At 41.4% G+C, this 22,139-nt stretch carries 28 protein-coding genes; 8 read left to right on the plus strand and 20 right to left on the minus strand.

What is annotated here, in order from left to right; genetic code table 11:
* Positions 1-10: 10 nt before the first annotated feature.
* From FOL89_RS06095 to FOL89_RS06170, 16 genes are all read right to left on the minus strand, one after another.
* On the minus strand, positions 11-283 hold the full coding sequence (locus tag FOL89_RS06095; RefSeq protein WP_066436434.1) for a molybdenum ABC transporter permease: 273 nt from the start codon (positions 281-283) through the stop codon (positions 11-13).
* A 133-nt stretch (positions 284-416) separates the two neighbouring features.
* Complete coding sequence (locus FOL89_RS06100) at positions 417-866, minus strand: DUF3872 domain-containing protein (protein ID WP_144281956.1); 450 nt, start codon at positions 864-866, stop codon at positions 417-419.
* Positions 867-878: 12 nt separating this feature from the next.
* The gene (locus FOL89_RS06105; RefSeq protein WP_013632611.1) at positions 879-1,439 is read right to left on the minus strand and encodes a conjugal transfer protein TraO; all 561 of its coding nucleotides are present in this window, start codon (positions 1,437-1,439) and stop codon (positions 879-881) included.
* Positions 1,440-1,459: 20 nt separating this feature from the next.
* Complete coding sequence (gene traN, locus FOL89_RS06110) at positions 1,460-2,359, minus strand: conjugative transposon protein TraN (protein ID WP_144281957.1); 900 nt, start codon at positions 2,357-2,359, stop codon at positions 1,460-1,462.
* A gap of 25 nt (positions 2,360-2,384) precedes the next feature.
* Positions 2,385-3,725: a conjugative transposon protein TraM gene (traM, locus tag FOL89_RS06115; protein WP_144281958.1), complete on the minus strand. Its 1,341-nt coding sequence runs from the start codon at positions 3,723-3,725 to the stop codon at positions 2,385-2,387.
* Positions 3,712-3,996: a hypothetical protein gene (locus FOL89_RS06120; protein WP_013632614.1), complete on the minus strand. Its 285-nt coding sequence runs from the start codon at positions 3,994-3,996 to the stop codon at positions 3,712-3,714. The genes traM and FOL89_RS06120 overlap by 14 nt, the downstream gene beginning before the upstream one ends.
* Before the next feature lie 18 nt (positions 3,997-4,014).
* A complete protein-coding gene (locus tag FOL89_RS06125) occupies positions 4,015-4,443 on the minus strand; it encodes a hypothetical protein (RefSeq protein WP_013632615.1) in 429 nt (142 codons plus the stop codon).
* Between the two features lie 12 nt (positions 4,444-4,455).
* Positions 4,456-5,079 carry a conjugative transposon protein TraK gene (gene traK / locus FOL89_RS06130; protein WP_013632616.1) on the minus strand — a complete coding sequence of 208 codons (624 nt, stop codon included), beginning with the start codon at positions 5,077-5,079 and terminating at the stop codon, positions 4,456-4,458.
* Between the two features lie 19 nt (positions 5,080-5,098).
* Positions 5,099-6,094, minus strand: coding sequence for a conjugative transposon protein TraJ (traJ, locus tag FOL89_RS06135; RefSeq protein WP_002978499.1), 996 nt, complete (start codon positions 6,092-6,094; stop codon positions 5,099-5,101).
* Positions 6,095-6,096: 2 nt separating this feature from the next.
* Positions 6,097-6,729: a DUF4141 domain-containing protein gene (locus tag FOL89_RS06140; RefSeq protein ID WP_002978496.1), complete on the minus strand. Its 633-nt coding sequence runs from the start codon at positions 6,727-6,729 to the stop codon at positions 6,097-6,099.
* A gap of 26 nt (positions 6,730-6,755) precedes the next feature.
* Complete coding sequence (locus FOL89_RS06145) at positions 6,756-9,260, minus strand: TraG family conjugative transposon ATPase (protein WP_144281959.1); 2,505 nt, start codon at positions 9,258-9,260, stop codon at positions 6,756-6,758.
* Positions 9,257-9,586, minus strand: a complete 330-nt coding sequence (locus FOL89_RS06150; RefSeq protein WP_013632619.1) for a DUF4133 domain-containing protein — start codon at positions 9,584-9,586, stop codon at positions 9,257-9,259. Before FOL89_RS06150 ends, FOL89_RS06145 begins: the two co-directional genes overlap by 4 nt.
* Before the next feature lie 11 nt (positions 9,587-9,597).
* On the minus strand, positions 9,598-9,903 hold the full coding sequence (locus tag FOL89_RS06155; RefSeq protein WP_144281960.1) for a DUF4134 domain-containing protein: 306 nt from the start codon (positions 9,901-9,903) through the stop codon (positions 9,598-9,600).
* Positions 9,904-10,252: 349 nt separating this feature from the next.
* On the minus strand, positions 10,253-10,906 hold the full coding sequence (locus FOL89_RS06160) for an ankyrin repeat domain-containing protein (RefSeq protein ID WP_144281961.1): 654 nt from the start codon (positions 10,904-10,906) through the stop codon (positions 10,253-10,255).
* 57 nt (positions 10,907-10,963) lie between these two features.
* Positions 10,964-11,404, minus strand: a complete 441-nt coding sequence (locus FOL89_RS06165) for an LIC_13387 family protein (RefSeq protein WP_144281962.1) — start codon at positions 11,402-11,404, stop codon at positions 10,964-10,966.
* 3 nt (positions 11,405-11,407) lie between these two features.
* The gene (locus FOL89_RS06170; RefSeq protein ID WP_144281963.1) at positions 11,408-11,839 is read right to left on the minus strand and encodes a carboxymuconolactone decarboxylase family protein; all 432 of its coding nucleotides are present in this window, start codon (positions 11,837-11,839) and stop codon (positions 11,408-11,410) included.
* Between the two features lie 256 nt (positions 11,840-12,095).
* Here FOL89_RS06170 and ubiE point away from each other — a divergent pair, with 256 nt between their 5' ends.
* A complete protein-coding gene (gene ubiE / locus FOL89_RS06175) occupies positions 12,096-12,833 on the plus strand; it encodes a bifunctional demethylmenaquinone methyltransferase/2-methoxy-6-polyprenyl-1,4-benzoquinol methylase UbiE (RefSeq protein WP_144281964.1) in 738 nt (245 codons plus the stop codon).
* Positions 12,834-12,846: 13 nt separating this feature from the next.
* Here ubiE and FOL89_RS06180 read toward each other — a convergent pair whose 3' ends face one another.
* The 3 genes from FOL89_RS06180 to FOL89_RS06190 are packed head-to-tail and all read right to left on the minus strand — an operon-like array spanning position 12,847 to position 14,702.
* Positions 12,847-13,482 (minus strand): conjugal transfer protein TraD, encoded by a 636-nt coding sequence (locus FOL89_RS06180; RefSeq protein WP_144281965.1) that lies wholly within the window; start codon positions 13,480-13,482, stop codon positions 12,847-12,849.
* Positions 13,483-13,493: 11 nt separating this feature from the next.
* Complete coding sequence (locus FOL89_RS06185) at positions 13,494-13,928, minus strand: DUF3408 domain-containing protein (RefSeq protein ID WP_144281966.1); 435 nt, start codon at positions 13,926-13,928, stop codon at positions 13,494-13,496.
* A 6-nt stretch (positions 13,929-13,934) separates the two neighbouring features.
* A complete protein-coding gene (locus FOL89_RS06190; protein ID WP_144281967.1) occupies positions 13,935-14,702 on the minus strand; it encodes a ParA family protein in 768 nt (255 codons plus the stop codon).
* A gap of 685 nt (positions 14,703-15,387) precedes the next feature.
* On the opposite strand from FOL89_RS06190, the gene mobA reads away from it, so the two are divergent.
* The 6 genes from mobA to mobC all read left to right on the plus strand — a co-directional run bounded on the left by mobA (position 15,388) and on the right by mobC (position 20,604).
* Positions 15,388-15,819 (plus strand): conjugal transfer protein MobA, encoded by a 432-nt coding sequence (gene mobA / locus FOL89_RS06195; protein ID WP_034727191.1) that lies wholly within the window; start codon positions 15,388-15,390, stop codon positions 15,817-15,819.
* Between the two features lie 8 nt (positions 15,820-15,827).
* A complete protein-coding gene (gene mobB / locus FOL89_RS06200; RefSeq protein ID WP_144281968.1) occupies positions 15,828-17,105 on the plus strand; it encodes a conjugal transfer protein MobB in 1,278 nt (425 codons plus the stop codon).
* A gap of 128 nt (positions 17,106-17,233) precedes the next feature.
* On the plus strand, positions 17,234-17,608 hold the full coding sequence (locus FOL89_RS06205; protein WP_002978466.1) for an ArsR/SmtB family transcription factor: 375 nt from the start codon (positions 17,234-17,236) through the stop codon (positions 17,606-17,608).
* Entirely contained in the window at positions 17,605-18,204 is a 600-nt protein-coding gene (merTP, locus tag FOL89_RS06210; RefSeq protein WP_144281969.1) for a mercuric transport protein MerTP, read from the plus strand. The genes FOL89_RS06205 and merTP overlap by 4 nt, the downstream gene beginning before the upstream one ends.
* A 1-nt stretch (position 18,205) precedes the next feature.
* Positions 18,206-18,412: a GDCCVxC domain-containing (seleno)protein gene (locus FOL89_RS06215; protein ID WP_069796431.1), complete on the plus strand. Its 207-nt coding sequence runs from the start codon at positions 18,206-18,208 to the stop codon at positions 18,410-18,412.
* A gap of 197 nt (positions 18,413-18,609) precedes the next feature.
* Complete coding sequence (gene mobC, locus FOL89_RS06220; protein ID WP_144281970.1) at positions 18,610-20,604, plus strand: conjugal transfer protein MobC; 1,995 nt, start codon at positions 18,610-18,612, stop codon at positions 20,602-20,604.
* Between the two features lie 124 nt (positions 20,605-20,728).
* Here mobC and FOL89_RS06225 read toward each other — a convergent pair whose 3' ends face one another.
* Positions 20,729-21,376: a CGNR zinc finger domain-containing protein gene (locus FOL89_RS06225; protein WP_144281971.1), complete on the minus strand. Its 648-nt coding sequence runs from the start codon at positions 21,374-21,376 to the stop codon at positions 20,729-20,731.
* A gap of 251 nt (positions 21,377-21,627) precedes the next feature.
* Between FOL89_RS06225 and FOL89_RS06230 the strand changes: the two genes are divergently transcribed.
* Positions 21,628-22,104: a hypothetical protein gene (locus tag FOL89_RS06230; protein ID WP_144281972.1), complete on the plus strand. Its 477-nt coding sequence runs from the start codon at positions 21,628-21,630 to the stop codon at positions 22,102-22,104.
* Positions 22,105-22,139: the final 35 nt, after the last annotated feature.

Raw genomic sequence — 22,139 nt, forward strand, 5'->3', positions numbered from 1 at the left:
AATAGTTTTTTTATCGAGATTGTTCGGTTTTTACTTCAGGCTGCTGTTTTTCCTTTTTCTCACGGGAATAAACCCACAGTGACAACAAACCGAAAATAATCAGTGCGTAAGCTATCCATTTACCAACCCTTTCAATCAATTTAATGAAAACCGAACTTTCATAAGATGAGAAACCCTCTGCTCCCATAGGACTACGCCTATAAAACTTTCTACGGTTAATCCAGTAGCGAAGTCCCAAGCCTGCAACCAAAAATATGATACCTATAACCAATGATGCGACCATAACAAAAACACTTTATTTCCACTGTTTGAATTTACGAAAAATATTTGTTTCAGCCTGTAACCGATGTGTACCAAATGCAAAAACGGCTTACCGATCAGATAAACCGTTTTTTTTATCAATTGAAATACTGCTCTTAATCGCTACTGTTAAATTGAAAAGTTATCTGCTTTTCATTCCCGAAACTGTCCGAAATCCAAACATCAAAGGACTGTGATACGGCAGATGTTGAAGTGTAATACAACCTGAACTGCTCCGTTGGTAACTGGTACAGGTCATTGGGCTGATAAGGCGGTTCATTGTAGTATTGCAACGTTCCCTGCCCGTCAAATTGAAAGTAACGGAGGAAATACTGCGTATTGCTGTAATTGCCTGTACGCTGTATGGTAATGCGTATTTCTACGGTCTGCCCGTTTGCAACATCTTTAGGCACTGGCATTACATTGACCTCGAAAGGAAAATTGTTCTGTATTTCGAGTTCATCATCTTTGCTGCAAGATACCAACGTAACCGAAGCTGTGAGGATTGTCAGGAATACATATAGTGGCAGTAGCCCCGTTCTGAATTTATTGAATATTGCTATCATCGTTTTTACGTTTTAAAAGTTAAACCTTAATCCCACACCTGCTGACGGTCGGAACTGTTGTAAATCCGTACCCCAAAGGATTTTTGTACGCCCTTGCAGGACTAATACAAAACGGTCGGACAGGTACGTTTCAAAAGTGAGGCGACCGCCTGCACCGTAGATAAAATTATCTTCGCTCAATATCTTCGCACCGTCGTACAACATTGTTTCGCCCCGGTTGATGGTTTCGTAACCGACCACACCTGTTACGGCGAAATTCAGCGTGATGTTCTTACGGGCATCACCCAACAAAAAGAAGCTGTAACCGCCCTCTGCGGAATAGGTTTCCTGCGGTATGCGGAGGTCTTTATACCCGTGGTACTGGTGGGTATATTCCAACGCCCAAAGCTGATAGTTACCATTCTTACCGTTTACCGTCATTGCTGCGCTGATGTAGTAATCATTGCCAATCTTATCATCGGACAATACACCTGCACTTATTTCCAATCCTTTCTGCTTCGGCAGCATTCTTTGCGCCTGTGCAGCCGTGATGCCTATCAGGACAAACAGCACGGTATAGATATACTTTTTCATATTCTTGCTTTAAAGGGTTATTAAAATTTCAGGTGCATATCGTCAATCAAACGGGCTTTGATTAAATCGGAATTTTCGACCTGCAATGTTTGATGCCTGCCACCGTTTTTCTCGAAAATCTCAATCAGCAGTACCTTATCATCGGCAATGGTAAACTGGTCTAACAGGAACACATTTTGTTCGGTCGATTTTCCGGAAATACCGTCCAATGGCTTGTAAGTTCTCAAAGGAGTTAAAGGGCGTTCCTGGACTACGGTGCGTTTAGCTACCTTTTTATCCACTACTTTGAAATTGATGAAATCAATCTCGAAAGGAACATTGGCACGGTTTCTCAATTCAGTATGGAAATAGTATTTGCCGTTATGTATGTAAATCCCTTTTAGGATAAACTGAATGCCGAAACTCTTAGCACCGATATGCTTTACAATGCGTTTGTCTTTCTTGTAAATGGTTTCCAAAAGCAAGCCTGCCAGTGACGGCGAATTGTTGCCCAGTTCTTCAAAAAGCACATCGTTACCTTTGGCTTTATCCACCGCTTTTTGCATCGTGAGCAGGTCATAGCTCGTTGCCTCCGGGTAGGAACTGTAATACACGTTGAAGCTGTAAAAACGCCCGTCATTCGTGATAACGGAGAAATTCGTTTCCGGCTCAAAGTCCCTTACAGATGCTTTTACACGCAACACGTTTTCCGCATCGTCGGCTTTACCTGCAATCAGGTATTCGCTACCCAAATCCACGTAACGAATGGCGGTCGGGAAAATCAGGTGTGACGTTTTATCGTAGGTAACTTCCATTCGGTACGGTTCTATCTTGCCCAACGCAAGCGGTGTTTTTGCAGTTGCACTATCCTGTGCATACGTTGTTACGGCAAAGCCGAGTATCAGGGCAAAAGCCCAAAAGTTTTTTAAATGATTTTTCATTGTCTTTAAATATTTGAGTTAAACATTATTTTTTCGATACGAGGAAGACCTGATAGCCCGCTTTCAGCGTAACCTTTGGCGTTCTTACTTTCTTGGCGAAGTAGCCCGAAATACCCTGTACCACGCCACGGCTTAAATCAGCAGCTACCTGTTGCCCGGCATTCTGCGTGAGCATTACGCTTGTTCCTCCGGTTTGGCTCATATTACCCGCCATTTCGGTAAGGGCGTTCATTTCCGGCGAATACGGAACGTACAAGCCTTGCTGTCCGTCCAAATCGTAAATGGTTATATCTACCGGGATGATGTTGCCCTCCAGTTCTACGGAGGTAACTTTTAATTGCAGCCTGCCATTCTGAAATTTGGCATTAGCTGTTACAATCGTTCCTTTGGGGATGGTACGTTGCGGGGTTTTGGCAGGCTCTAACAGTCGTAAACGCACACCCGTTTCGCCAACTACCGTTTGGGCTTCGTGTACACAGGCTTTGATACTGTTTTTAGGCTGTACCGCCTGTTCAATTGAACCTGCGGTATAAAACCCACGGTTTTTTGTTTGGCTCCAATCGGCTGCAAAGGCACTGTCTGACGGTTCACGGTATAGGGCTGAAACAATATTCTTTCTTGTTGGTATGAACGATACAAATTGCTCTTTTTGATTTGCACCCGCAGCACCCGGAGCAGCACCATTGGCAGGAGCAGCATTTCCGGCATTGTTGTTTTGCGGAAGATACTTTGCTGCCATTTCATAGGATTTCTCCATTAATTTGAGTTGGTCGTCAACGGTGGCCACAGGTGGCACATCTTTTTCCGACAACTTTGCTTTAAGTTCGTCCACTTGCTTACGCAATTCCATTGTTTCCGAATTGTTGTCCTGATAGAATGAACCCAGTGTGCTTTGTGCATTACGGTAACTATTCAATGCAGAATTTCCGTTTCGTCCCGAATTTCTGCCACCACCGCCAAAGCCGTTGCTTTCTTCATCTTCTTCAGGTAAGTTTTCTTCATTGTCAGCAGATGCACTGTCTTCAGTATTCCAATAATCAGAAAGCGTGGTTAGCGCATTCCGCTTTTCCTGCTCTTTGCGTTCGAGCATTTCCTGCTCATACGCCTTGCTTTTATCATCGGGCATCCCTGCTCCGGTAGCCTGCGGTACAGCATCGTTCAACCCGATATTTTCAACCGCTTTTTTATCTTTCGACGGTTTAAATATGAGGTACATACAGCCGAGAAATACCACGCCCATCAAAAGGAATATGATTGGCTTTTTGAGCTTATCCTTATTGCTCTTTTTATTATCCGGCAGATTTGATGCTCCGTTTTGGTCTTCTCCCTCAACGAGAAAGCTGACCCTTTTTTCATTTTCTTTCATAAATCTGATTTTTTAAAATTGTTGATACACTATCCTGCAACCTTGCAGGATTTTTACTTTTAAGGACAGGGTTCTCGATATGCTCTATGACCATACCGTTACCGGACTTTGAGGTATCGTACATCACTTTGCCAATGACCGCTACGGTAAGCAGCAGATAACCCACAAAGAAGTACAGCGTATATCGGTGCTGTTTGCGCAAGGGCAACGCCCGCCAACGTTCGTCCAACTTGTCAAAGTATCTGTCCATATTTGCTCTTAATTTTTTCATAGCCTTACTATTTCTGTGTTACAGCTTGAAACGCTTAGGACTTTTACCCGCCTGTTGCTTCGGCGCATCGTTAACCAGTGCGACCGCTTCCGTTAATTTGGGTGCGGACATTACGGACAGGTTTGCCAGTTCCGTTTTTTTGAGTAATTGCCCAAAGCCGTCTTTCTTGGCTATTTCCATTCGGCTAAGAGAGAATTTTCCATTCAGGTATTTTACCCACATATTGCATTCTACACAGGGCTTGTCATCGCCCGACCATTGTAGGTAGCCTGTCAGCAGTAAGTCCTGCTTAGGCAAACTGTCTGCACCTTTTTGGCAGCTTTCGAGGTATTCGCTGATGCTGTCTTTCAGCTTTCCGGCATACGCTCCCTGCGTATGGAAATACCCGTTATATCCTTTGTCGGTAAGGATTTTTGCGAACGTGCTTAAATCTGATAATGCTTCCATAAGATTGTTTTTTTAGCGTTCGATGACCTCTATATCCTTATTTTCCACGACTGCAAATTTTTCAATATTGAAGCCCTGCGGATTATTGTCGGAACGAACGGAGTTGACGAGATAGCAGGAAGTAATCAGGTTACGCCTGGTTACGTTGCTTGACCGGATAATGAACTGTTTGGCATAAGTACGCACTGCATAAGGGTAGTTGTCGAAATTGCACAAGACACTATCCACCTCGATGCGTTGCTGCACGTTCCCCGAAATGATACGGCTGTAATAGCCCTTTTCCGACAAGTCTTTGTAGTAATCAAAAGCACTTTTATCGGCAAGGTTGAATGCCCTGCTCATATTGCTTTCAATAGCGTTCTTGTCGGGCGCAAGCGTAAAGAACAGTTCGTGAAATCTCCTTACGTGTTCCCTTGCCTCAACCGGGCGGTTGATGCTCGCATCCTGCGATAAGGCAAGCATCAGGGATTTGCCGTTATCCAGTACATAGATTTTTTGGCGTTGTTCTTCTGCAAAGCGGTAGGAACGCCATACGGTGTAACCTACCACGCTAATGCAGAGAACCGCAAACACAATGGCATATAATCTTATCTGCCTAAAGCTGTTTTCGATATTTCTTAGCGTTTTAAATTCCATTTTTTAGAATGATTAATGATTATTTATTCATCAGTTTACCGCCGATGTTTCCAACTGTTGAACCTGCGCCTGCTCCGGCGATGTTTCCGGCTTTCATTGCTGTGGAGTTTACATTGCGGGTAAAGTTTCCTGCGCCTCCGGCTTGGATTACCCAACCTGTTACTGTCGGGATAGTGAAGTACCCGATGATGCCGATAATCATAAAGATGATGTACACGGTATTGCTTGTATCAGGTATATAGGTAGGGTCGGCAAGCATTGCTATATCCCGTTCTAAAATGAGGGATTGTATTCTTGCCAACATTGAGCTGAACAAATCCGAAACGGGAAGCCATAGGTAAACGCTGACGTACCTCGTGAGCCATTGCGAGAGCGTGGACTGAAAGCCGTCCCACACGGAAATAGCAAAGGCTATTGGTCCGAGTATGGAGAGGACTATCAGGAAAAACGTTCGTATGGTATCAATGACCAAAGCCGCCGCCTGAAAGAGAATTTCCAATAGATTACGAAACCAATCCTTTATGGCTTTTTCAATCTTATAGGCTTGCCTGTCCATATACATACCCGCCATTGTTCCAATGTCAGAGGGCGACCAACCCAGTTCGTCCAGTTTTTTATCAAACTCTTCGTCTGATACCATATAGGCGGTTTCGGGGTTCCTGACCATTGCCTCATATTCCAACTGGTCTTTCTGCTGTTGCAGTTTGTTCAGGTCAAGCACCTGGTCTTCCAGTATTTGGTGGGTTCCTACTACCACCGGGCTAAGTACCGCATTGATGGTTCCCAGTACGATGGTCGGGAAGAACATAATACAAAGCCCTAAAGCGAACGGGCGCAGCAAAGGGAACATATCAATAGGTTCGGCACGGCTTAAAGCCTGCCAAACCTTTAATGCCACATAGAACAATGCTCCCAATCCCGCCAAACCCTTAGCTACTGCCGCCATATCGCCTGCAAGCGGCATCATATCGTCATAAAGCGAACGCAGGAGTTCGTGAAGATTATCCCATTCCATTTTTACCAGTATTTTTGGTTAGCAGTTCCGTAGAGTTGAAGCACTCTTTGGGCATCGTTTTTCTTTTTCGCTCTTAGGTAGCTTACAGAAATGTTCTTATTGGTGTAGTAGCGTACAAGGCTGTGGTAATCCTTTACCTCTTTGTACACTCTGTCGATAATATCCATACGCTCTTTGTCATTCAGCGAAAGGCTTGATGAGGTTATAATCTGCTTCAATTCTTTCAGCAGTTCGGTACTTTCATTGAGCAGTGCCGAATAGCCATTACCGATAGCGACCAATTCCTGCGGTGTGAAATTTGGGTCGTTCATCATTTTACCAAAATTTTGCACGTACATTTCGGACACATCGCCCACCAACAATACCGTTTGTTGCACCTTACGGGCATCTTTCACAAGATTGTTGATAGCTTTCAGCTTGTCATAATATTCCTTACCCTGGTCGTACACTTTCTTCACTTCGTTGAAGTTCTTTATCACATTGCTCACGGTCGAAGAAGTCTGTATGATTTCGTTCGCAGAGTTGATAATTCCTGAAGCCAGGTTTGCAGGGTCAGTAACTACAAACTGGGCTTTTGCTGACGGTGCTACGGCGAGCATTAATGCCGTACACACCAGATACAATACTTTTTTCATTGTTTCTGATTTTAAAATGTTAATGACTATTGATTTACTTTGTCCCGCCTTTGCATTGCGATATGCTTAATGGCGAGTTCTACATTACCGTCCAGTTCGGAAGCAAGCTGCATTACTTCCATTTTTTCGGTTTCTTCGGTTGTGTAAGCGAGGTATTCCTCCAAACTAACTTCAGTGGCATAGACTGCCGAGTGCGTACCACCTAAGCCAATCCAAACCTCTTTGTACAGTCGGCTTGCATCGTTGTTCATATTGATGGAAAGTACCTGCCCTTTCTCTTTGTCCGTAAGTCCGAGCATCGCCTGTATATCATCGAACTTGTTCATATACTTGCGTTGGTCAAGCAGGATTTTACAGTCGGAATTGTTGATGATACTTTCTTTCACAATAGGCGATTGGATAATATCATCGACCTCTTGCGTTACGACAATTGCTTCTCCGAAGAATTTGCGGACAGTTTTAAACAGGTACTTGATGTATTCCGCCATTCCGTATTTGGCAATCGCTTTCCAAGCCTCTTCAATCAGGATGAGCTTGCGAATACCTTTCAATCGGCGCATTTTGTTGATAAACACCTCCATAATGATGATGGTCACAATGGGAAAGAGGATTTTGTGGTCTTTAATCGCATCAATCTCAAACACGATAAAGCGTTTAGAAAGCAGGTCTAACTGTTTGTCGGAGTTCAACAGGTAATCGTATTCCCCTCCTTTGTAATAAGGTTCGAGTACGTTCAGGAAGTTGGCAATGTCAAAGTCTTTTTCCCTTACCTGCTTTTCCTCCAGTACCTTGCGGTAGTCGCCTTTTACATACTCATAGAAACCGTCGAATGAGGAGTACACATCTTCCGTTTTGATACGTTCGATATAACCGCTTACCGCATTGGACAGGGCAACTTCTTCAGAACGGGTTGGCGGCTCATCATCACGTTTCCATAAGGTCAGTATCAGGGTTTTGATACTTTCCCGCTTCTCAATGTCGAATACGCCATCATCGGTATAGAAAGGGTTAAAGGCAATCGGGTTATCTTCGGTATATGTGAAGTAAACACCGTCTTCGCCTTTGGTCTTTCCTTTGATGAGTTCGCATAAGCCCTGATAAGAGTTACCCGTATCTACCAACAGTACGTGTGCGCCCTGTTCGTAATACTGGCGTACCATATGGTTAGTGAAGAACGATTTACCCGAACCCGACGGACCAAGTATAAACTTGTTTCGGTTCGTGATGATACCCCGTTTCATAGGCAGGTCGGAAATATCCAAATGGATAGGTTTTCCTGTAAGCCTGTCAGCCATCTTGATACCGAACGGCGAGGGCGAATTGTGGTAGTTGGTTTCTTCCGTGAAGAAGCACAAGGCAGGCTCAATAAAAGTGTAAAAACTTTCTTCACTGGGAAAGTCGCCCGCATTGCCCGGCATTCCTGCCCAGTAGAATGTTGCTACGTCCGTAGTGTTGTGGCGTGGCTTACACTCCATCAATGCCAATGCACTACCGCAATCATTCTTTAACTGCTTCAGTTCCGCAGGGTCTTCCGACCACGCCATAATGTTGTAGTGCGCACGGATGGAGGACAATCCGAAGCTGTGGGCTTCGTTCAGGTACTTTTCTATCCACTCTTTATTGATTTGGTTGGCACGACTGTACCTTGCCAGTGAGTGCATATTCCTTGCAGACTTCTCAAACTTTTGCAGGTTGTCTTCGCTGTTATCCAAAAAAATGTACTGGTTGTATATGTGGTTGCAGCTTAATAGCAAGCCCACAGGTGCGGCGAATGACAGACGGCAGTCGCTACGGTCGGTAGATAGCTTTTCAAAACGGGTATCTGCCGATACCGTTCCGGGCAGGTCATCCGTATCTGAAAGGGTATGCAGGCTTAACCTTTTGTTGCCAATGCGCACCTCTTCGTTTCCGAGTGCGATGTCCTGCATTGGTGTTCCTGCTCCCCTCGATAACGTGAGGTACTGTTCCAGTAATCCCTGTGTATCTTCCGTTCCGATAATGTCCTCTTCGGTCAAACGCCGCAGGCTGACAAAACCGCTATCGTTCACGATACGTTCAAACTGGGCGACCGCCTCCATAAAGCGGTGTATCGTTTCCTTGTTCCTGATTTCCTTTGGTATCAGTGTACCTTTGCAAAGCGAACTAAAGTTGCTTTGCATCCGCATTCTTTCCTTAGTAGTCTTTGTCAGAAACAGGTAGCAATAATGGTTCAGGAACGGTCGCTCGTTGAAATGACGTTGATAAGACTTCGATAAAAAACTCTGGTCTTCGATTGCCAAATCAGGTGCATAGCTTTCCTTAATGTACCAATCCTGTTTGTGAATGACCGTAAAATCAGGGAGGGTTTTAATCGCCTTGTGCCAGGCGGAGTGAATGGCTTCGTATTCCGCAGAAGCTACCGTGAACAGTTCCGGCAAACGCACTTCAAAACAAGCGGTAATGTCCGCATCTTTGGATAAGATGCAGTTGTTCTCTACTGCCAACAAGGGAAATTTGTTTTCCAGTGTGGTGGTCTTTGCTACATTTCTCATACGGCATTCTGTTTAGGTGTGAATTTTAAATAGCGGTTTACAGGCTTGCGGCAGATGATGTAGCGGGGATGCCTTTTATTGGCTGCAATTTTCATCAGTCCGTGTTCGCCGTACTTCCTGTTCAGCGAAAAGGTCTGCCATACAATGAGCGAAGCACCGCCTGCTCCGAGGAACAGGCAGATGTAAGAGTTTACGCCTGCCATATACAGTATCATCACGAGGATAAGCGTACCGAGCAGCCCACCTGCGAAAATGAACAGGTATTGCGCTTTTAGCCCTTTAAATTCCACCGTCCTGCCGATGCCTTTGTTGATATTGTAATTCATAAGGCAACGGATTAAAGGAAGAATGAACGCAGGATAGTAGCGGCAACAATCAAGAAGATACACGCACCAAACCACGAAGCTGCGGTCTTACTCGTGTCGGGGTCGCCGGAACTGAATTTGTTGTACACCTTAACGCCCCCGATTAACCCGACTACCGCACCGATGGCGTAGATTAATTGCGTTGCGGGGTCGAAATAACTTGTTACCATTTGGGTAGCCTCGTTGATACCTGCCGAGCCGTTTCCCTGTGCGAACGCACCAATTCCTGACAGTATTGCCACGGCTGCCAGCAAAACTTTTTTACTTTGTTTTTCCATAATTGAAACACATTAATTGTTACTGTTATCCCGCACCTTGCGGGCTTTCGGGACAAAGGTGCTTCAGAAATCAGGGCGTGATAACAAAGTGGCAGTCAAAGGAAGTGTTTGGCTGTAGGTGGCTTTGCATTATATGAGTGAGCATAAAAAAACGCCAAACTTTTTAGGGTTTGACGTTTCAAAAAAATCAACGTTTGTTAATGATTTTATAGCTTTATATTGTCCGGCAGCTTGGCGTTTGTGGCGGCATTTGAAAAACATTAGCACAAAAGTTCAATAGTAGCACTACTGTTGAATTACTGCCGTCAGCCGCTATAACGCAAAACTGCTTGTTGTTACTCGTCTTTTTTTAGCCATTTTGTTGCAATAAGTCGTTAAGTTCTCTGTCGTCTTCGGCAACTGCTTTTAAATATTTACTATGGTCTGCACTAAGTTTTTTGATATCTGCTCCTGCTTGTAATAGAAGTTTAATACAAGCGGTTTGATTGTGTTTGTTGTCCTTGTCGTCTGACATTAAACTATGAATAGCCCAAGCAAGAGGTGTGGAATTATAGGATTTGTCGGGCTCGTCAAATATGGCTTTTGATTTTATGAGCTTGTCCGCCAATTTGTCTCGCCCACAAAAGGCTGCCCAATGCAAAGCCGAAGCGTTATCGTTTTCATCAGTAAAGTTAATGTCTGCACCGTTATCAATGTAAAAAATACCCAACAGTTCTGCGTGAAGGCTTGCTGCTGCTAAAAGTGGTGTTCCGCCAATTCTGTCACCGTCAATGTTAGCTCCGTTTTCTAAAAATGTGGTTGCAAGAGTTATGGCTTCTTCGTCTGTCATTTTACCTGCAAAAACAGCATCACAAATCCGATGTAACGGATGAGCTTTTGTCAAACAAAAAAAATTGTAAGGAATTGTAATGCCTTCATTGGCAAGAATAGGTTTGTCGGCAAGTAATTTTTGCAAACCGCTATTGTCCTTTTGCTCAATAAGTTTTTTTACAGTTTGTCCCATAGTTTAAAATCTTTGAAGTGTAACGGTCTTTTAGAGTTGCAACCAACTCTGTTGTTGTTATGTTTTTTTAAAAGTCAGCAGAAATCCGGCAGTAAATAGTATAAGTGCAATAGCCATACCAAACACGAAATCGCTTATTAAATAAAAATGACCGATTACTACAAAAGCTGCTATCATTAAAATCGTTATGACCAATAAAAATCTTTGCCGTGAAAATAATTCGTGATGCTTGATAGCAAAATAAATTATGGAAAGCCCTATAAATATTAAACATAGCCCAAACATAGCGTGAAACCCTATCCATAAATTCCACATCGTTCCACTTTCATCCATTTGGATACTTGTAGTTTTTAGAACCTCAACTAAGGAAGCATCACTCGGATATAAATCTTGATTGTAGAAGATGCTATAAAAGTGAAGTACACCAGATATTAACAATAATACCGCTCCGATAGACCAAAAAATCCGGAATAATTTGTGTTTCAATGATGTTTTCATATCCTATTTAATTCCTGAACAAATAACTATCCTGTTCCATAAATTTATCATTCCAATTGCCATAACCAATTGAGCTACCTGCTTATTGTCAAAATGATCTGATGCTTGTTGGAATAATCCCTCATTAAATTCAGCTTGACTAACTAAAGTGAAATGTTCCGTAAATTCCAGTACGATCTTTTCTTTTTCACCAAATACAGTAGCTTCTTTCCAAGCATTGAGTAAGATAATTCTGTTGGCAGTTTCGCCATTTTCCAGTGCCTCTTTGGAGTGCATATTTAGACAGTATGCACATTTATTCAATTGCGAAGCTCTGATTTTAATTAAATACTTGTAAGGAGCAATCCATTCGATCTTCTCCATAAAGGTTTCTAATTTCAATAGTTCATTAAAGCCGTCCGGATCTGTATCGGGCAAGTTGTATCGCTGTTTCATTTCATTTAATATTTCAATCCTCAAAATTAGACACGAATAGTGTTTGAATGATTGTAAAAATCGGACAAAATTAAGGTACCTATAAAGATAGTCCTCTTAAATCATCAGCTTCGATTTGATAACATAGCCGAATGTCCGATTTCTACAATTTTTAAAGTCGCCAAATTGCTATTTTTGAACTTTGCATAGCCCAATAACAAACGCAATTCAGATTAGCAAATTTAAAATCTTATCAACGTTGCATAAATAGTATAGTATGGTCGATAAAAATATAGTTCCCTATGAACATCTAAAGGAAAGTAAACGAGTTCAAGTAGAGAAAATGTTCGACAAGGTTTCAAAAAAATACGACTTTCTAAATCGGATTTTCACTTTTGGAATGGACAAAAAATGGCGTAACAAAGTGTTAGCTATTATCAAGCAGAACAATCCTGAAAGTATCTTGGACATCGCCACCGGAACTGGCGATATGGCTATTCTTTTTTCAAAGACAAATGCCAACTTAATAGTCGGTACTGACATCAGTGAGGGGATGCTAAAATACGCTCGTGATAAAGCGGAGGTAATGGAATTGACGGATAGGATAAAATTTGAGAGGCAAGATGCGGAAAACCTAAAGTTTCCAGATGAGTTGTTTGATGCTGTGTCTGTCTCCTATGGAATTAGAAATTTTGAAAATCTTGACAAAGGTCTTTCTGAAATATGCAGAGTGACGAAAAAAGAAGGTGTTCTTGTTATATTAGAAACTTCGGTTCCGACAAACAAAGTGATCAAAGCAGGTTATTCATTTTACACCCGGTATATAATTCCATTGATTGCATCGGCATTTTCTGAAAATACCGATGCTTATCGCTATTTAACCAATTCGGCAACCAACTTCCCTCACGGGGAAAGGATGAAGACAATTCTTGAAAAAGCAGGTTATTCAGATATTATTATGAAGCCACAGTTTTTTGGAGCTTCAACAATCTATTACGCTAAAAAAAAGTATTAGCCATACAGAGGATTTATACAAATTGGTTAATGTCAAAATCTCCATAATCAATTTTCCGCAAATTGGAAGAACTGGCTTCCGTGTCAGTAGTGAGCGTACTATCAAAAAGCTCGGCAATTTTTCGGGTAGCACCCTCAATTGAATTTTCCATCAGGCTGAATAATTCAGTCCCCTGCAATTTTTGAACTAACGCTATCGCCTTTTCTTTTTGGGGTTGTTCCAAATGTTCTTTTTGGAGCAATTCCCCTACGGCTGTTAGTTCGTCATAGGTAACCCCTTGGGCAAGACTGTCATCGCCACCGGAAATCCCATACCTGTTCCATTCTTCTTCCTCATCTTTCAAATCAGGCATATTACTGAAAACTTCGTCCAGCTCTTCCTGCGGAATTTGAATACCGACAATTTCGTTTTCGTCGTATTCGATGTCTAAATTATCGGGATTTATCTCCTGTTTCTCGATTTGGCTTTCATTGGCACTGTTTGGCACTGATTGGCTTCTTACAGGCTTTGGCTGACCCATTATATCGTACAGGTTTGGATTTACTTTTTCCTGTTTCGGCTTTTGCTCCGACCTTTTTTTGATGACTATCTTGTCCTGTATAAGCAGGGCAATGACTATGAGCAAGCATATTACAATTACAGTTTCCATATCCCTAATTATTAAATAGGTTTATACTTATCGTTATAGCTCTTGGTAATCTGTTCGCCAAATTCCTGAAAATGGTAATCGAGCAGATTATCCAGATAAGCGTATATGCTAATCTTGTCCTCGCCAATCACTTGAATAATGCGTGTCAGCTTTTCGTGAAACTCCGGTCTGATATAGACCGTTTTTCCATCACGGGCATTCGTTTCCGATTTTTTGAAAAATGTACTTTCATAATCGGTTTCAGTGGTACGCTTTGTCCGGCTCTTTTCCCTAACCACAGGTTTATCATTTAGTGGTTCTTTAGGTTTATCTTCCTTTTCAGTAGCTTCGGGCGTTGGTTCGGGAGGAAGCTGTATGCCGTCTTTTTTCACACCGTCCACCATCAGGCTCATCATCAGTTCCTCGTTAATATCGGGAGTAACTTTTTTCTTGTTTCCTTTTTCCATATTGGCTTATAATTGAATGATTTTTAAAAATTCGTTCATAAACAGGTCTAACTGACAGGTTTTCATCAGCCGTTCATCAGGGGGCAACAAAGTGGAACGGAAAACGGCTTTACTGTTCACTTCGCTTTCTTTGCGAAAGCGTGTACTACTCTTGATTTGGCTCTGCATCAGGCTTAACCCTAACTGGTGGATAAGGCTGTTATATACCTCGTATAATGGTGTGCTTTCCCTACCATCGACTTGGTTCCAAAACAGGTTAATGGTGTCAATGGAAGTTTCCCCTTGTTTCATAATCACGTCCTGCAAAAGTTGCGTGAAAACAAGGGTACTTTCCATTACCACACGGTCTGCCGTAATGGGTGTGAAAATGTGGTGCATTCCTGCTAATGCCTTCAGAATGCCGGGCGTATTCACCGTTCCGGGCAGGTCGAAGAACACGACATCAATCGGAATAGGAGAAGCATCTACATATTCTTCGGCTTTTTCCAGTACACTGTCCGCCCTGTGCTGTATAATCTCATACGCCTTTTTGTTGATGGTCATAAACTGGTTGTACGCCTGTTTTTTCAGGACTTCGTTTTCCATTACCATTTTCAAATCACGTTCTTTCATTTTCATCAGGCTGTGCTGTGGAAAATCCGTGTCGAATACGGCTACATTGTAGCCCAAACGATAATGCAGGGTACTCGCTACAAGCGTTGTGAATGTACTCTTGCCGACACCGCCTTTTTGGGAAGAAAAGGCGATAAATACTGTTTTTTGTTTTGTACTCATATCTCTACTTATTTAGTGGCTTACTTCATTACCTATGTGCGTAAGTGTTTATGCACTTATATGTTTAGGCACGTTGCTCTGCACCGATGCACTTGTGCAGGTACTTATCTACCTATGTGCCAAATTGTCTATGCACTTAAATACACATTTACTTATGTGCCTGCATTTGTCCGTACCGTACTATATAATCAGGTAGCTGAACAGGTACTTTTCTATGTACCTGTTTGCTTGATTGCCTAACTCGGTAGTTAGGTACTTATGTTGTTACCTGCATAGTTATCTACACACTTACATCCTTTTGTTGGTACAAATAAAAAGAGATAAACAAGTAGTTCTTTCAATGTGGCAGTGTTTGGCGTTCAAAGGCAGTGTTTGGCACTCTTGTGCAGCACAATCCTTTCAGAAAGAGGGCTTTACTTTGTATTGTAATTTTTATTAACGGATTTATGCAAAAGTCTTTTGACAAATCGGAGGTAACAGCAACGGCATCGAGCCGTTTTTCCCTGTTACTTTTAATCCGGTTCCGCCAACTGGCGGACGGATTATTGTGTTCACCGGAACACGGCAAGTTGTGTTTTGAGGCACTCGAAACCGAGTTAGTGCCTCAAAACAACTTGCCCTGCTGGGAGCTTAAAAAACGTCTTCCGAAGTCAGCGTTTTGTGTGGATTTAAAAATGGATTAGTGATGAACGAGAACAATAACAAAAAACAGAATAAGGGCGGACGGAGAGCTAAGACCGACCCAAGCATCCATCGCCACGTTTTCCGCCTTACAGACGAAGAAAACGCCAAACTTTTATCGCTTTTTGAAGCATCGGGAATGCCCAATAAAGCAAAGTTTATTATTTCCCTGCTGTTTAGTAAGGAAATGAAATCGGTTAAAATTGACAAAGGAACAGTTGATTTTTATATGCGACTGACTTCTTTTCACAGCCAGTTTCGCTCCATAGGTGTAAACTATAACCAGATTGTAAAGCTGTTGTACAAGAATTTTTCGGAGAAAAAAGCCGCAGCGTTCCTGTACAAATTGGAAAAACAAACGGCTGAAATGGCGATGCTATGCCAAAAAATCATTCAGATAACCGAAGAATTTGAAGCAAAGAACCTGAAAAAATAGCAGTACAGATGATAGCAAAGATTGGCAGAAGCGGGAATTTATACGGTGCATTGGCGTACAATCAGCTCAAAGTAGAGAATGAAAACGGGAAAATTCTGTTCGCAAATAAGATAATCGAAACGCCAACTGGAGCATATACTGTTGCACAATTAGCACAATCTTTTGCACCTTACCTGATTGCCAACCGCAATACGGAAAAGCATACGTTGCATATTTCGCTCAATCCCGACCCGAACGACAAAGTAAGCGATGGGAGGTTTCGGGAAATCGCAGAACAGTATATGCGGGAAATGGGCTACGGCGAACAGCCTTTTGTGGTATTCAAACATACGGATATTGACCGCAGCCATATACATATTGTATCGGTTTGCGTGGACGAGCAGGGCAAAAAGATTTCGGATAAATTCGAGAAAATGCGGTCTATGAATGTATGCCGTGAACTGGAAAGACAACACGGGTTGATACCCGCAACAGATAAGGAGCGCAATCAAACGGATAAGGTTTTCCGTCCGGTAGATTATCGGGCAGGCGATGTAAAAAGCCAAATCGCTTCGGTCGTTCGCCACCTGCCGAACTACTACCAGTACCAAACTTTGGGCGAGTACAATGCCCTGCTTTCCCTGTTCAACATTACCGCCGAGAAAATAGAGGGCGAATTGCAGGGAAAGATGCAGCAGGGCTTATTATATATTCCGCTAAATGAAAAAGGCGAAAGAGCCGGGCATCCGTTCAAGGCTTCGCTGTTCGGAAAGAGCGCAGGGCTTCCGGCTTTGGAATTGCATTTTGCGAAATGCAAAACGACTTTGAAAGATAGCCCCACCAAGCAGACCCTAAAATCTGCTGTTACCATTGCCCTGAAAACCACCAGCGATGAACAGGCTTTTAAAAAGCAGTTGGCGGAACAAGGCATTAATGTTGTGGTGCGCCGGAATGATACAGGGCGTGTTTATGGCATCACATTTATTGACCACAATTCCAAAGCGGTATGGAACGGTTCACGTTTGGCAACAGAACTTTCTGCCAACACCTTTAATGATTATTGGAACAGTAACATCAAACCGGATATTAAAGAACCTGCCGTTTTACAACCCAAACTATCCACATCAAATGGTGCGGATCTTCCTGCGGAAGAACCACACCATTTGTTCGACTTCTTAACTACCGACAAACACGAAGACGGTTTGATTGAAGCACTGGGCGGCTTACTACCCGAAGCCCAGGGCGAAGATTATGAGGAACAGGATTTTGCTAACAAAATGAAGAAGAAAAAAAAAAGAAGACTGTAAGAGGTCAGATTTTGGAATTAAAAATCTGTTTTTAAAAAGATTTATTGAGCTGTCACTTTATAATTCTGAAAGAATTTGAGTTGTATTTAAGTAATTGCTTAAATAAACAAATTGACTATCTTTGTGCTATGGACAATAATTCTTGCATACGACAACAAGCAGACATTAAACAAATAAACCGCTGTAAAGACCGAGTTTCAGAACTCAACGGTTCTTTTGACTATTTATCGAACGGACTTGAATTAGCGGGAAACAATGTAAGACTGAAAATACTCTTTCTACTTTATGAAGAAAAACGACTTTGTGTTTGTGATATAAGTGATATTCTTGGTATGACAATTTCAGCGGTTTCACAACACTTGCGGAAACTCAAAGACAGAAAACTTATTGAAACCGAACGAGAAGCTCAAACTATTTTTCACTCACTGACTAAAGAGTATGAAAAAATGCTGAAACCATTTTTCAAAATACTTGACGAAAACAAAATATTAGAAACAATATGAAAACTGACAAAAAATTAATTGGTGCAGGACTTTTGACTACAATTGCAGCTTCTCTTTGTTGCATCACACCAGTATTGGCTCTTATTGCAGGAACAAGCGGTCTTGCTTCCACTTTTTCTTGGCTTGAACCTTTTCGACCCTATTTTATCGGGTTGACAATTTTGGTTCTTGGTTTTGCTTGGAATCAAAAGTTGAAACCCAGAAAGCAGATAGATTGCAATTGTGAAACAGAAGAAAAACCAAAATTCATTCAGTCAAAAATGTTTTTAGGAATAGTAACAGCATTTGCAATCGTAATGCTTGCCTTTCCATACTACTCAAGCATTTTCTACCCAAAGACAGAAAAGCAAATCATAGTAGTGGACAAATCCAATATTCAAAAAGTAGAATTTACGATTAGCGGAATGACTTGTGCAAGTTGTGGCGAACACGTAAATCACGAAGTAAATAAATTGACAGGAATAATAAGTTCAAACGCTTCTTATGAAAATGGAAATGCAATCGTAGAATTTGACAACTCAAAAACAAATATTTCTGAAATCGAAAAAGCAATAAACTCAACAGGATATTCTGTAACCGACAAAAAAGAAAATTAAAATGGAAATCAAATTACAATCAACAATCACTTGTCCCAACTGCGGACACAAGAAAGAAGAAACAATGCCGACAGACGCTTGTCAATATTTTTACGAATGTGAAAAATGCAAACAAGTTCTAAAACCAAAACAAGGCGACTGCTGTGTTTATTGTAGTTACGGAAGTGTTGCTTGTCCACCAATTCAGCAGGACAAAAAATGTTGCTGACGGACAGAAAACAGAAGAGCAACTAAAAGTATTTTTTATTTGGATGCTTCATAAATGTTACGATACAAAAGGATCATAGAAGCTACAACTCTTATCACTTCGCCAAACACTGCCACGCACCGCCATTGACTGCCACATTCTTATAGCCGCTGTGTAGAGCCTTTAAATTCACGCCCGAACATTAAAACTAAAAAAGAATGCAGGGAGAAGACGATTTAAGAGGTTTAGCCAAAATAATGGCTTTTATGCGGGCAGTCAGTATTCTTTTGGTGCTGATGCACCTTTATTGGTTCTGCTACGGGTTCTTTTTAGAACGTGGTTGGACGTTGGAAATAATCAACAAGATATTAGGCAATTTCGACCGGACGGCGGGCTTGTTTTCACATACCCTTTATACCAAGGCGTTCGCTTTGGTTTTGCTTGCTTTGAGTTGTTTGGGAACGAAAGGCGTAAAGAATGAGAAGATAACCTGGGCTAAAATCTACGTGGCTTTGGGCGTTGGTTTTGTGCTGTTCTTTCTGAACACGCCGTTGTTAAAGCTATCTCCGGTAATAGGCACATTTCTGTATATCCTTACTATCTCGTTAGGTTATATTGCTTTGCTGATGGCGGGCGTATGGATGAGCCGCTTGCTTCGTACCAACTTAATGGACGATGTTTTCAACAACGAGAACGAGAGCTTTCAACAGGAAACAAAGCTGATGGAAAATGAATATTCCGTTAACCTGCCCACCAAATTTTACTACAAAGGCAAATGGAACAACGGTTGGATAAACATTGTAAATCCTTTCAGGGCATCAATCGTGTTGGGTACTCCGGGTTCCGGTAAATCTTATGCCATCGTAAACAACTACATCAAGCAGCAGATTGAAAAAGGCTTTAGTATGTACATCTACGATTTCAAGTTTGATGACCTTTCGACAATAGCCTACAACCACTTACTAAAGCATCGGGATAAGTACAAAGTACAACCCAAATTCTATGTGATAAATTTCGACGACCCACGCCAGAGCCACCGTTGCAATCCCCTTAATCCCGACTTTATGACGGACATTTCGGATGCTTACGAGGCCGCTTATACCATAATGCTGAACCTCAATCGAAGCTGGATACAGAAGCAAGGGGATTTTTTCGTAGAGAGCCCAATAATCCTTTTAGCTGCCATTATTTGGTATTTGAAAATTTACGATAATGGTAAATATTGCACATTCCCACACGCCATTGAATTGCTGAATAAAAAGTATTCGGACGTATTCACGATTTTAACTTCCTATCCTGATTTAGAAAATTACTTATCGCCCTTTATGGATGCTTGGCAGGGAGGCGCACAAGACCAATTACAGGGGCAGATAGCATCGGCTAAAATTCCTTTGTCAAGAATGATTAGCCCGCAATTGTATTGGGTAATGACCGGCGATGATTTTTCGTTAGACATCAACAACCCGGAAGCCCCTAAGATTTTGTGCGTGGGTAACAATCCCGACCGCCAAAATATTTACTCTGCCGCACTAGGCTTGTATAATTCGAGGATTGTAAAGCTGATTAACAAAAAAGGACAATTAAAGAGTTCGGTTATCATAGATGAGTTGCCTACGATTTACTTCAGGGGACTGGATAATCTTATCGCAACTGCGAGAAGTAATAAGGTGGCTGTATGCCTGGGCTTTCAGGATTTTTCGCAGTTGATACGTGATTATGGCGACAAAGAGGCTAAGGTTATTCAAAACACAGTCGGTAATATTTTTAGTGGACAGGTAGTTGGAGAAACAGCAAAGAGCCTTTCGGAACGTTTCGGTAAAGTATTGCAAAAACGTCAGAGTATGACGATTAACCGCAACGATAAATCTACCTCTATCTCCACACAGTTAGACAGCCTTATTCCGGCTTCCAAAATCTCAACATTGACACAGGGTATGTTTGTCGGTTCTGTATCGGATAACTTTGATGAACGTATCGAACAAAAAATATTTCACGCCGAAATCGTGGTGGATAATGAAAAGGTCGCAGCAGAAAGCAAAGCCTATCAGCAAATACCGCAGATCTTATCTTTTGTAAATGAGCAGGGCGAGGATAAAATGAAGCAAGAAATTGAAACCAATTACAAAAAGATAAAATCAGACATCCTGAATATTGTTGTGAGCGAAATGGAGCGCATCAAGAATGATCCTAATTTACAGCACCTGTTACAATAGCAACGCTTCAAACACTGATATTAAACATTATTTGAGATTTAGAAAGTATCTGTAAACCAATCTTTTTTGACTTTTGATAGACTAATATATGGTTTACTATTTAATTAACATTAGATGGTAAATGTCATTCTTTGCTGCCGTCCTTGTTTTCCGATGATTTTCCACTCTTCTTTTTATTATAGCGTTTCATTTTATCAGAAGTGCCACAATATTTTGGATTACACCATTTTCGGCTACCATTTCTTGTTTCATCCAGAAAAACCCACCCGCACTTGGGACACTGTTTTACCCTTTCCAAGCTATGTTGCGTTAGCAGGTTTACCAATGAATGCAATACTTTCCAAACAGGAAAGATAAGATCGCCGGAAGCCTCTATGTGATCCAAAAAGAATTTATCTTCTGCAAACTGTAAACGCTGTCTCGAAAATGCATCAACAATCAAAAGATTTGTTGCAGGCAAAAATATTTGTTTTTTATCATCATCTTTTTCGGCAACCGCAGAAATAAGCCCTTGTAAAATCCTACGGATTTCCTTAATGCGGTTTAGGGCTGCTAAGGCTTCTTCTGGTTGTCTCTCTGCAAGTTCACGAAGCGTCTGAAGGAGATGCGGATTAGAAATTTTCAATTTTGAACACCAGTCGACAAAATCCAAGTACGTTGCAAAATAATCATAGTTTTCTTCTGTTTTCCAAGAACTGACCGTATTTACAAAATTGCAGCATAAGATATTACTATCAATGACTAATGTTCCTATGCTACGAAATTTTCCCATATTACAAAGTTATGCTATTTAATTTTTAACCGAAACATACCGTCTCAATTATTAAGCTATATAAACATCTGAAAACAAAATTTATATAAATGGAATAGATTTTTTGCCAATACTATTGCCTGTATTATAAAAATATGTAAATTTACTACCTAAATCAAAATAAATAGTAAAAATTTTAAGGTTGATTGTAGCGTTCTCGTTTACCCGCTCGTATTAAGTCTAAAAAATTTACTCACTTTAAAACTTTAAAAATGAAGACAAATTTAATTTATGTAGCCTTCGCATTGCTTTTCTGCTTTGCTTTCATTTCTTGTGAAAAATCTGACAGCAATCCGGAAGCAGTTCTTGAAAACAACCTGCTTAAGAGTGCCGACAAATATGCGGCATTGGTACAAACAAGGAATAGTGGAGCCGGAAACTTCTCGATTGAAAACATAAAAAGAGAAGCTAATATGCTTACCATTACCGTAAAAGGCGGTTGTAAACAAGACGACTTTCATATCATTTGGGACGGGTCGATTATGTTTTCCAGCCTAGGGCAGATCAATCTTGTGCTTTACAACAAATCTGAACAAGACTGTGGCACAGAAAAACAATTTGACATAAACATCAATCTCAGCAAGGTCATTGGAAAGTACGATCCTAAAGATTTTATCTTCAATGTAGCTAATGGTTCAAAAAAACAGGACAAATCACTAAATCCTAATGGATCTATTACAACCAAGTAAAATTTAATCTATAAATCATATTCAATGTAATAGTA

The organism is Chryseobacterium echinoideorum (assembly GCF_007474535.1).
Lineage (GTDB): Bacteria > Bacteroidota > Bacteroidia > Flavobacteriales > Weeksellaceae > Chryseobacterium > Chryseobacterium echinoideorum.

Bases quoted from the DNA above. Each gene is read 5' to 3' on its own strand.
- mobC (WP_144281970.1), top strand. From the start codon at position 18,610: ATGCAGGGAGAAGACGATTTAAGAGGTTTAGCCAAAATAATGGCTTTT.
- FOL89_RS06230 (WP_144281972.1), top strand. From the start codon at position 21,628: ATGAAGACAAATTTAATTTATGTAGCCTTCGCATTGCTTTTCTGCTTT.
- FOL89_RS06225 (WP_144281971.1), bottom strand. From the start codon at position 21,376: ATGGGAAAATTTCGTAGCATAGGAACATTAGTCATTGATAGTAATATC.
- FOL89_RS06155 (WP_144281960.1), bottom strand. From the start codon at position 9,903: ATGGAAAAACAAAGTAAAAAAGTTTTGCTGGCAGCCGTGGCAATACTG.
- FOL89_RS06145 (WP_144281959.1), bottom strand. From the start codon at position 9,260: ATGAGAAATGTAGCAAAGACCACCACACTGGAAAACAAATTTCCCTTG.
- FOL89_RS06125 (WP_013632615.1), bottom strand. From the start codon at position 4,443: ATGGAAGCATTATCAGATTTAAGCACGTTCGCAAAAATCCTTACCGAC.
- FOL89_RS06170 (WP_144281963.1), bottom strand. From the start codon at position 11,839: ATGAAACAGCGATACAACTTGCCCGATACAGATCCGGACGGCTTTAAT.
- FOL89_RS06150 (WP_013632619.1), bottom strand. From the start codon at position 9,586: ATGAATTACAATATCAACAAAGGCATCGGCAGGACGGTGGAATTTAAA.
- FOL89_RS06205 (WP_002978466.1), top strand. From the start codon at position 17,234: ATGGACAATAATTCTTGCATACGACAACAAGCAGACATTAAACAAATA.
- traK (WP_013632616.1), bottom strand. From the start codon at position 5,079: ATGGAATTTAAAACGCTAAGAAATATCGAAAACAGCTTTAGGCAGATA.
- FOL89_RS06165 (WP_144281962.1), bottom strand. From the start codon at position 11,404: ATGAAAACATCATTGAAACACAAATTATTCCGGATTTTTTGGTCTATC.
- ubiE (WP_144281964.1), top strand. From the start codon at position 12,096: ATGGTCGATAAAAATATAGTTCCCTATGAACATCTAAAGGAAAGTAAA.
- mobA (WP_034727191.1), top strand. From the start codon at position 15,388: ATGAACGAGAACAATAACAAAAAACAGAATAAGGGCGGACGGAGAGCT.
- FOL89_RS06105 (WP_013632611.1), bottom strand. From the start codon at position 1,439: ATGAAAAAGTATATCTATACCGTGCTGTTTGTCCTGATAGGCATCACG.
- traM (WP_144281958.1), bottom strand. From the start codon at position 3,725: ATGAAAGAAAATGAAAAAAGGGTCAGCTTTCTCGTTGAGGGAGAAGAC.
- FOL89_RS06215 (WP_069796431.1), top strand. From the start codon at position 18,206: ATGGAAATCAAATTACAATCAACAATCACTTGTCCCAACTGCGGACAC.
- mobB (WP_144281968.1), top strand. From the start codon at position 15,828: ATGATAGCAAAGATTGGCAGAAGCGGGAATTTATACGGTGCATTGGCG.
- traN (WP_144281957.1), bottom strand. From the start codon at position 2,359: ATGAAAAATCATTTAAAAAACTTTTGGGCTTTTGCCCTGATACTCGGC.
- FOL89_RS06140 (WP_002978496.1), bottom strand. From the start codon at position 6,729: ATGAAAAAAGTATTGTATCTGGTGTGTACGGCATTAATGCTCGCCGTA.
- FOL89_RS06160 (WP_144281961.1), bottom strand. From the start codon at position 10,906: ATGGGACAAACTGTAAAAAAACTTATTGAGCAAAAGGACAATAGCGGT.
- FOL89_RS06095 (WP_066436434.1), bottom strand. From the start codon at position 283: ATGGTCGCATCATTGGTTATAGGTATCATATTTTTGGTTGCAGGCTTG.
- FOL89_RS06185 (WP_144281966.1), bottom strand. From the start codon at position 13,928: ATGGAAAAAGGAAACAAGAAAAAAGTTACTCCCGATATTAACGAGGAA.
- merTP (WP_144281969.1), top strand. From the start codon at position 17,605: ATGAAAACTGACAAAAAATTAATTGGTGCAGGACTTTTGACTACAATT.
- FOL89_RS06180 (WP_144281965.1), bottom strand. From the start codon at position 13,482: ATGGAAACTGTAATTGTAATATGCTTGCTCATAGTCATTGCCCTGCTT.
- FOL89_RS06190 (WP_144281967.1), bottom strand. From the start codon at position 14,702: ATGAGTACAAAACAAAAAACAGTATTTATCGCCTTTTCTTCCCAAAAA.
- FOL89_RS06100 (WP_144281956.1), bottom strand. From the start codon at position 866: ATGATAGCAATATTCAATAAATTCAGAACGGGGCTACTGCCACTATAT.
- traJ (WP_002978499.1), bottom strand. From the start codon at position 6,094: ATGGAATGGGATAATCTTCACGAACTCCTGCGTTCGCTTTATGACGAT.
- FOL89_RS06120 (WP_013632614.1), bottom strand. From the start codon at position 3,996: ATGAAAAAATTAAGAGCAAATATGGACAGATACTTTGACAAGTTGGAC.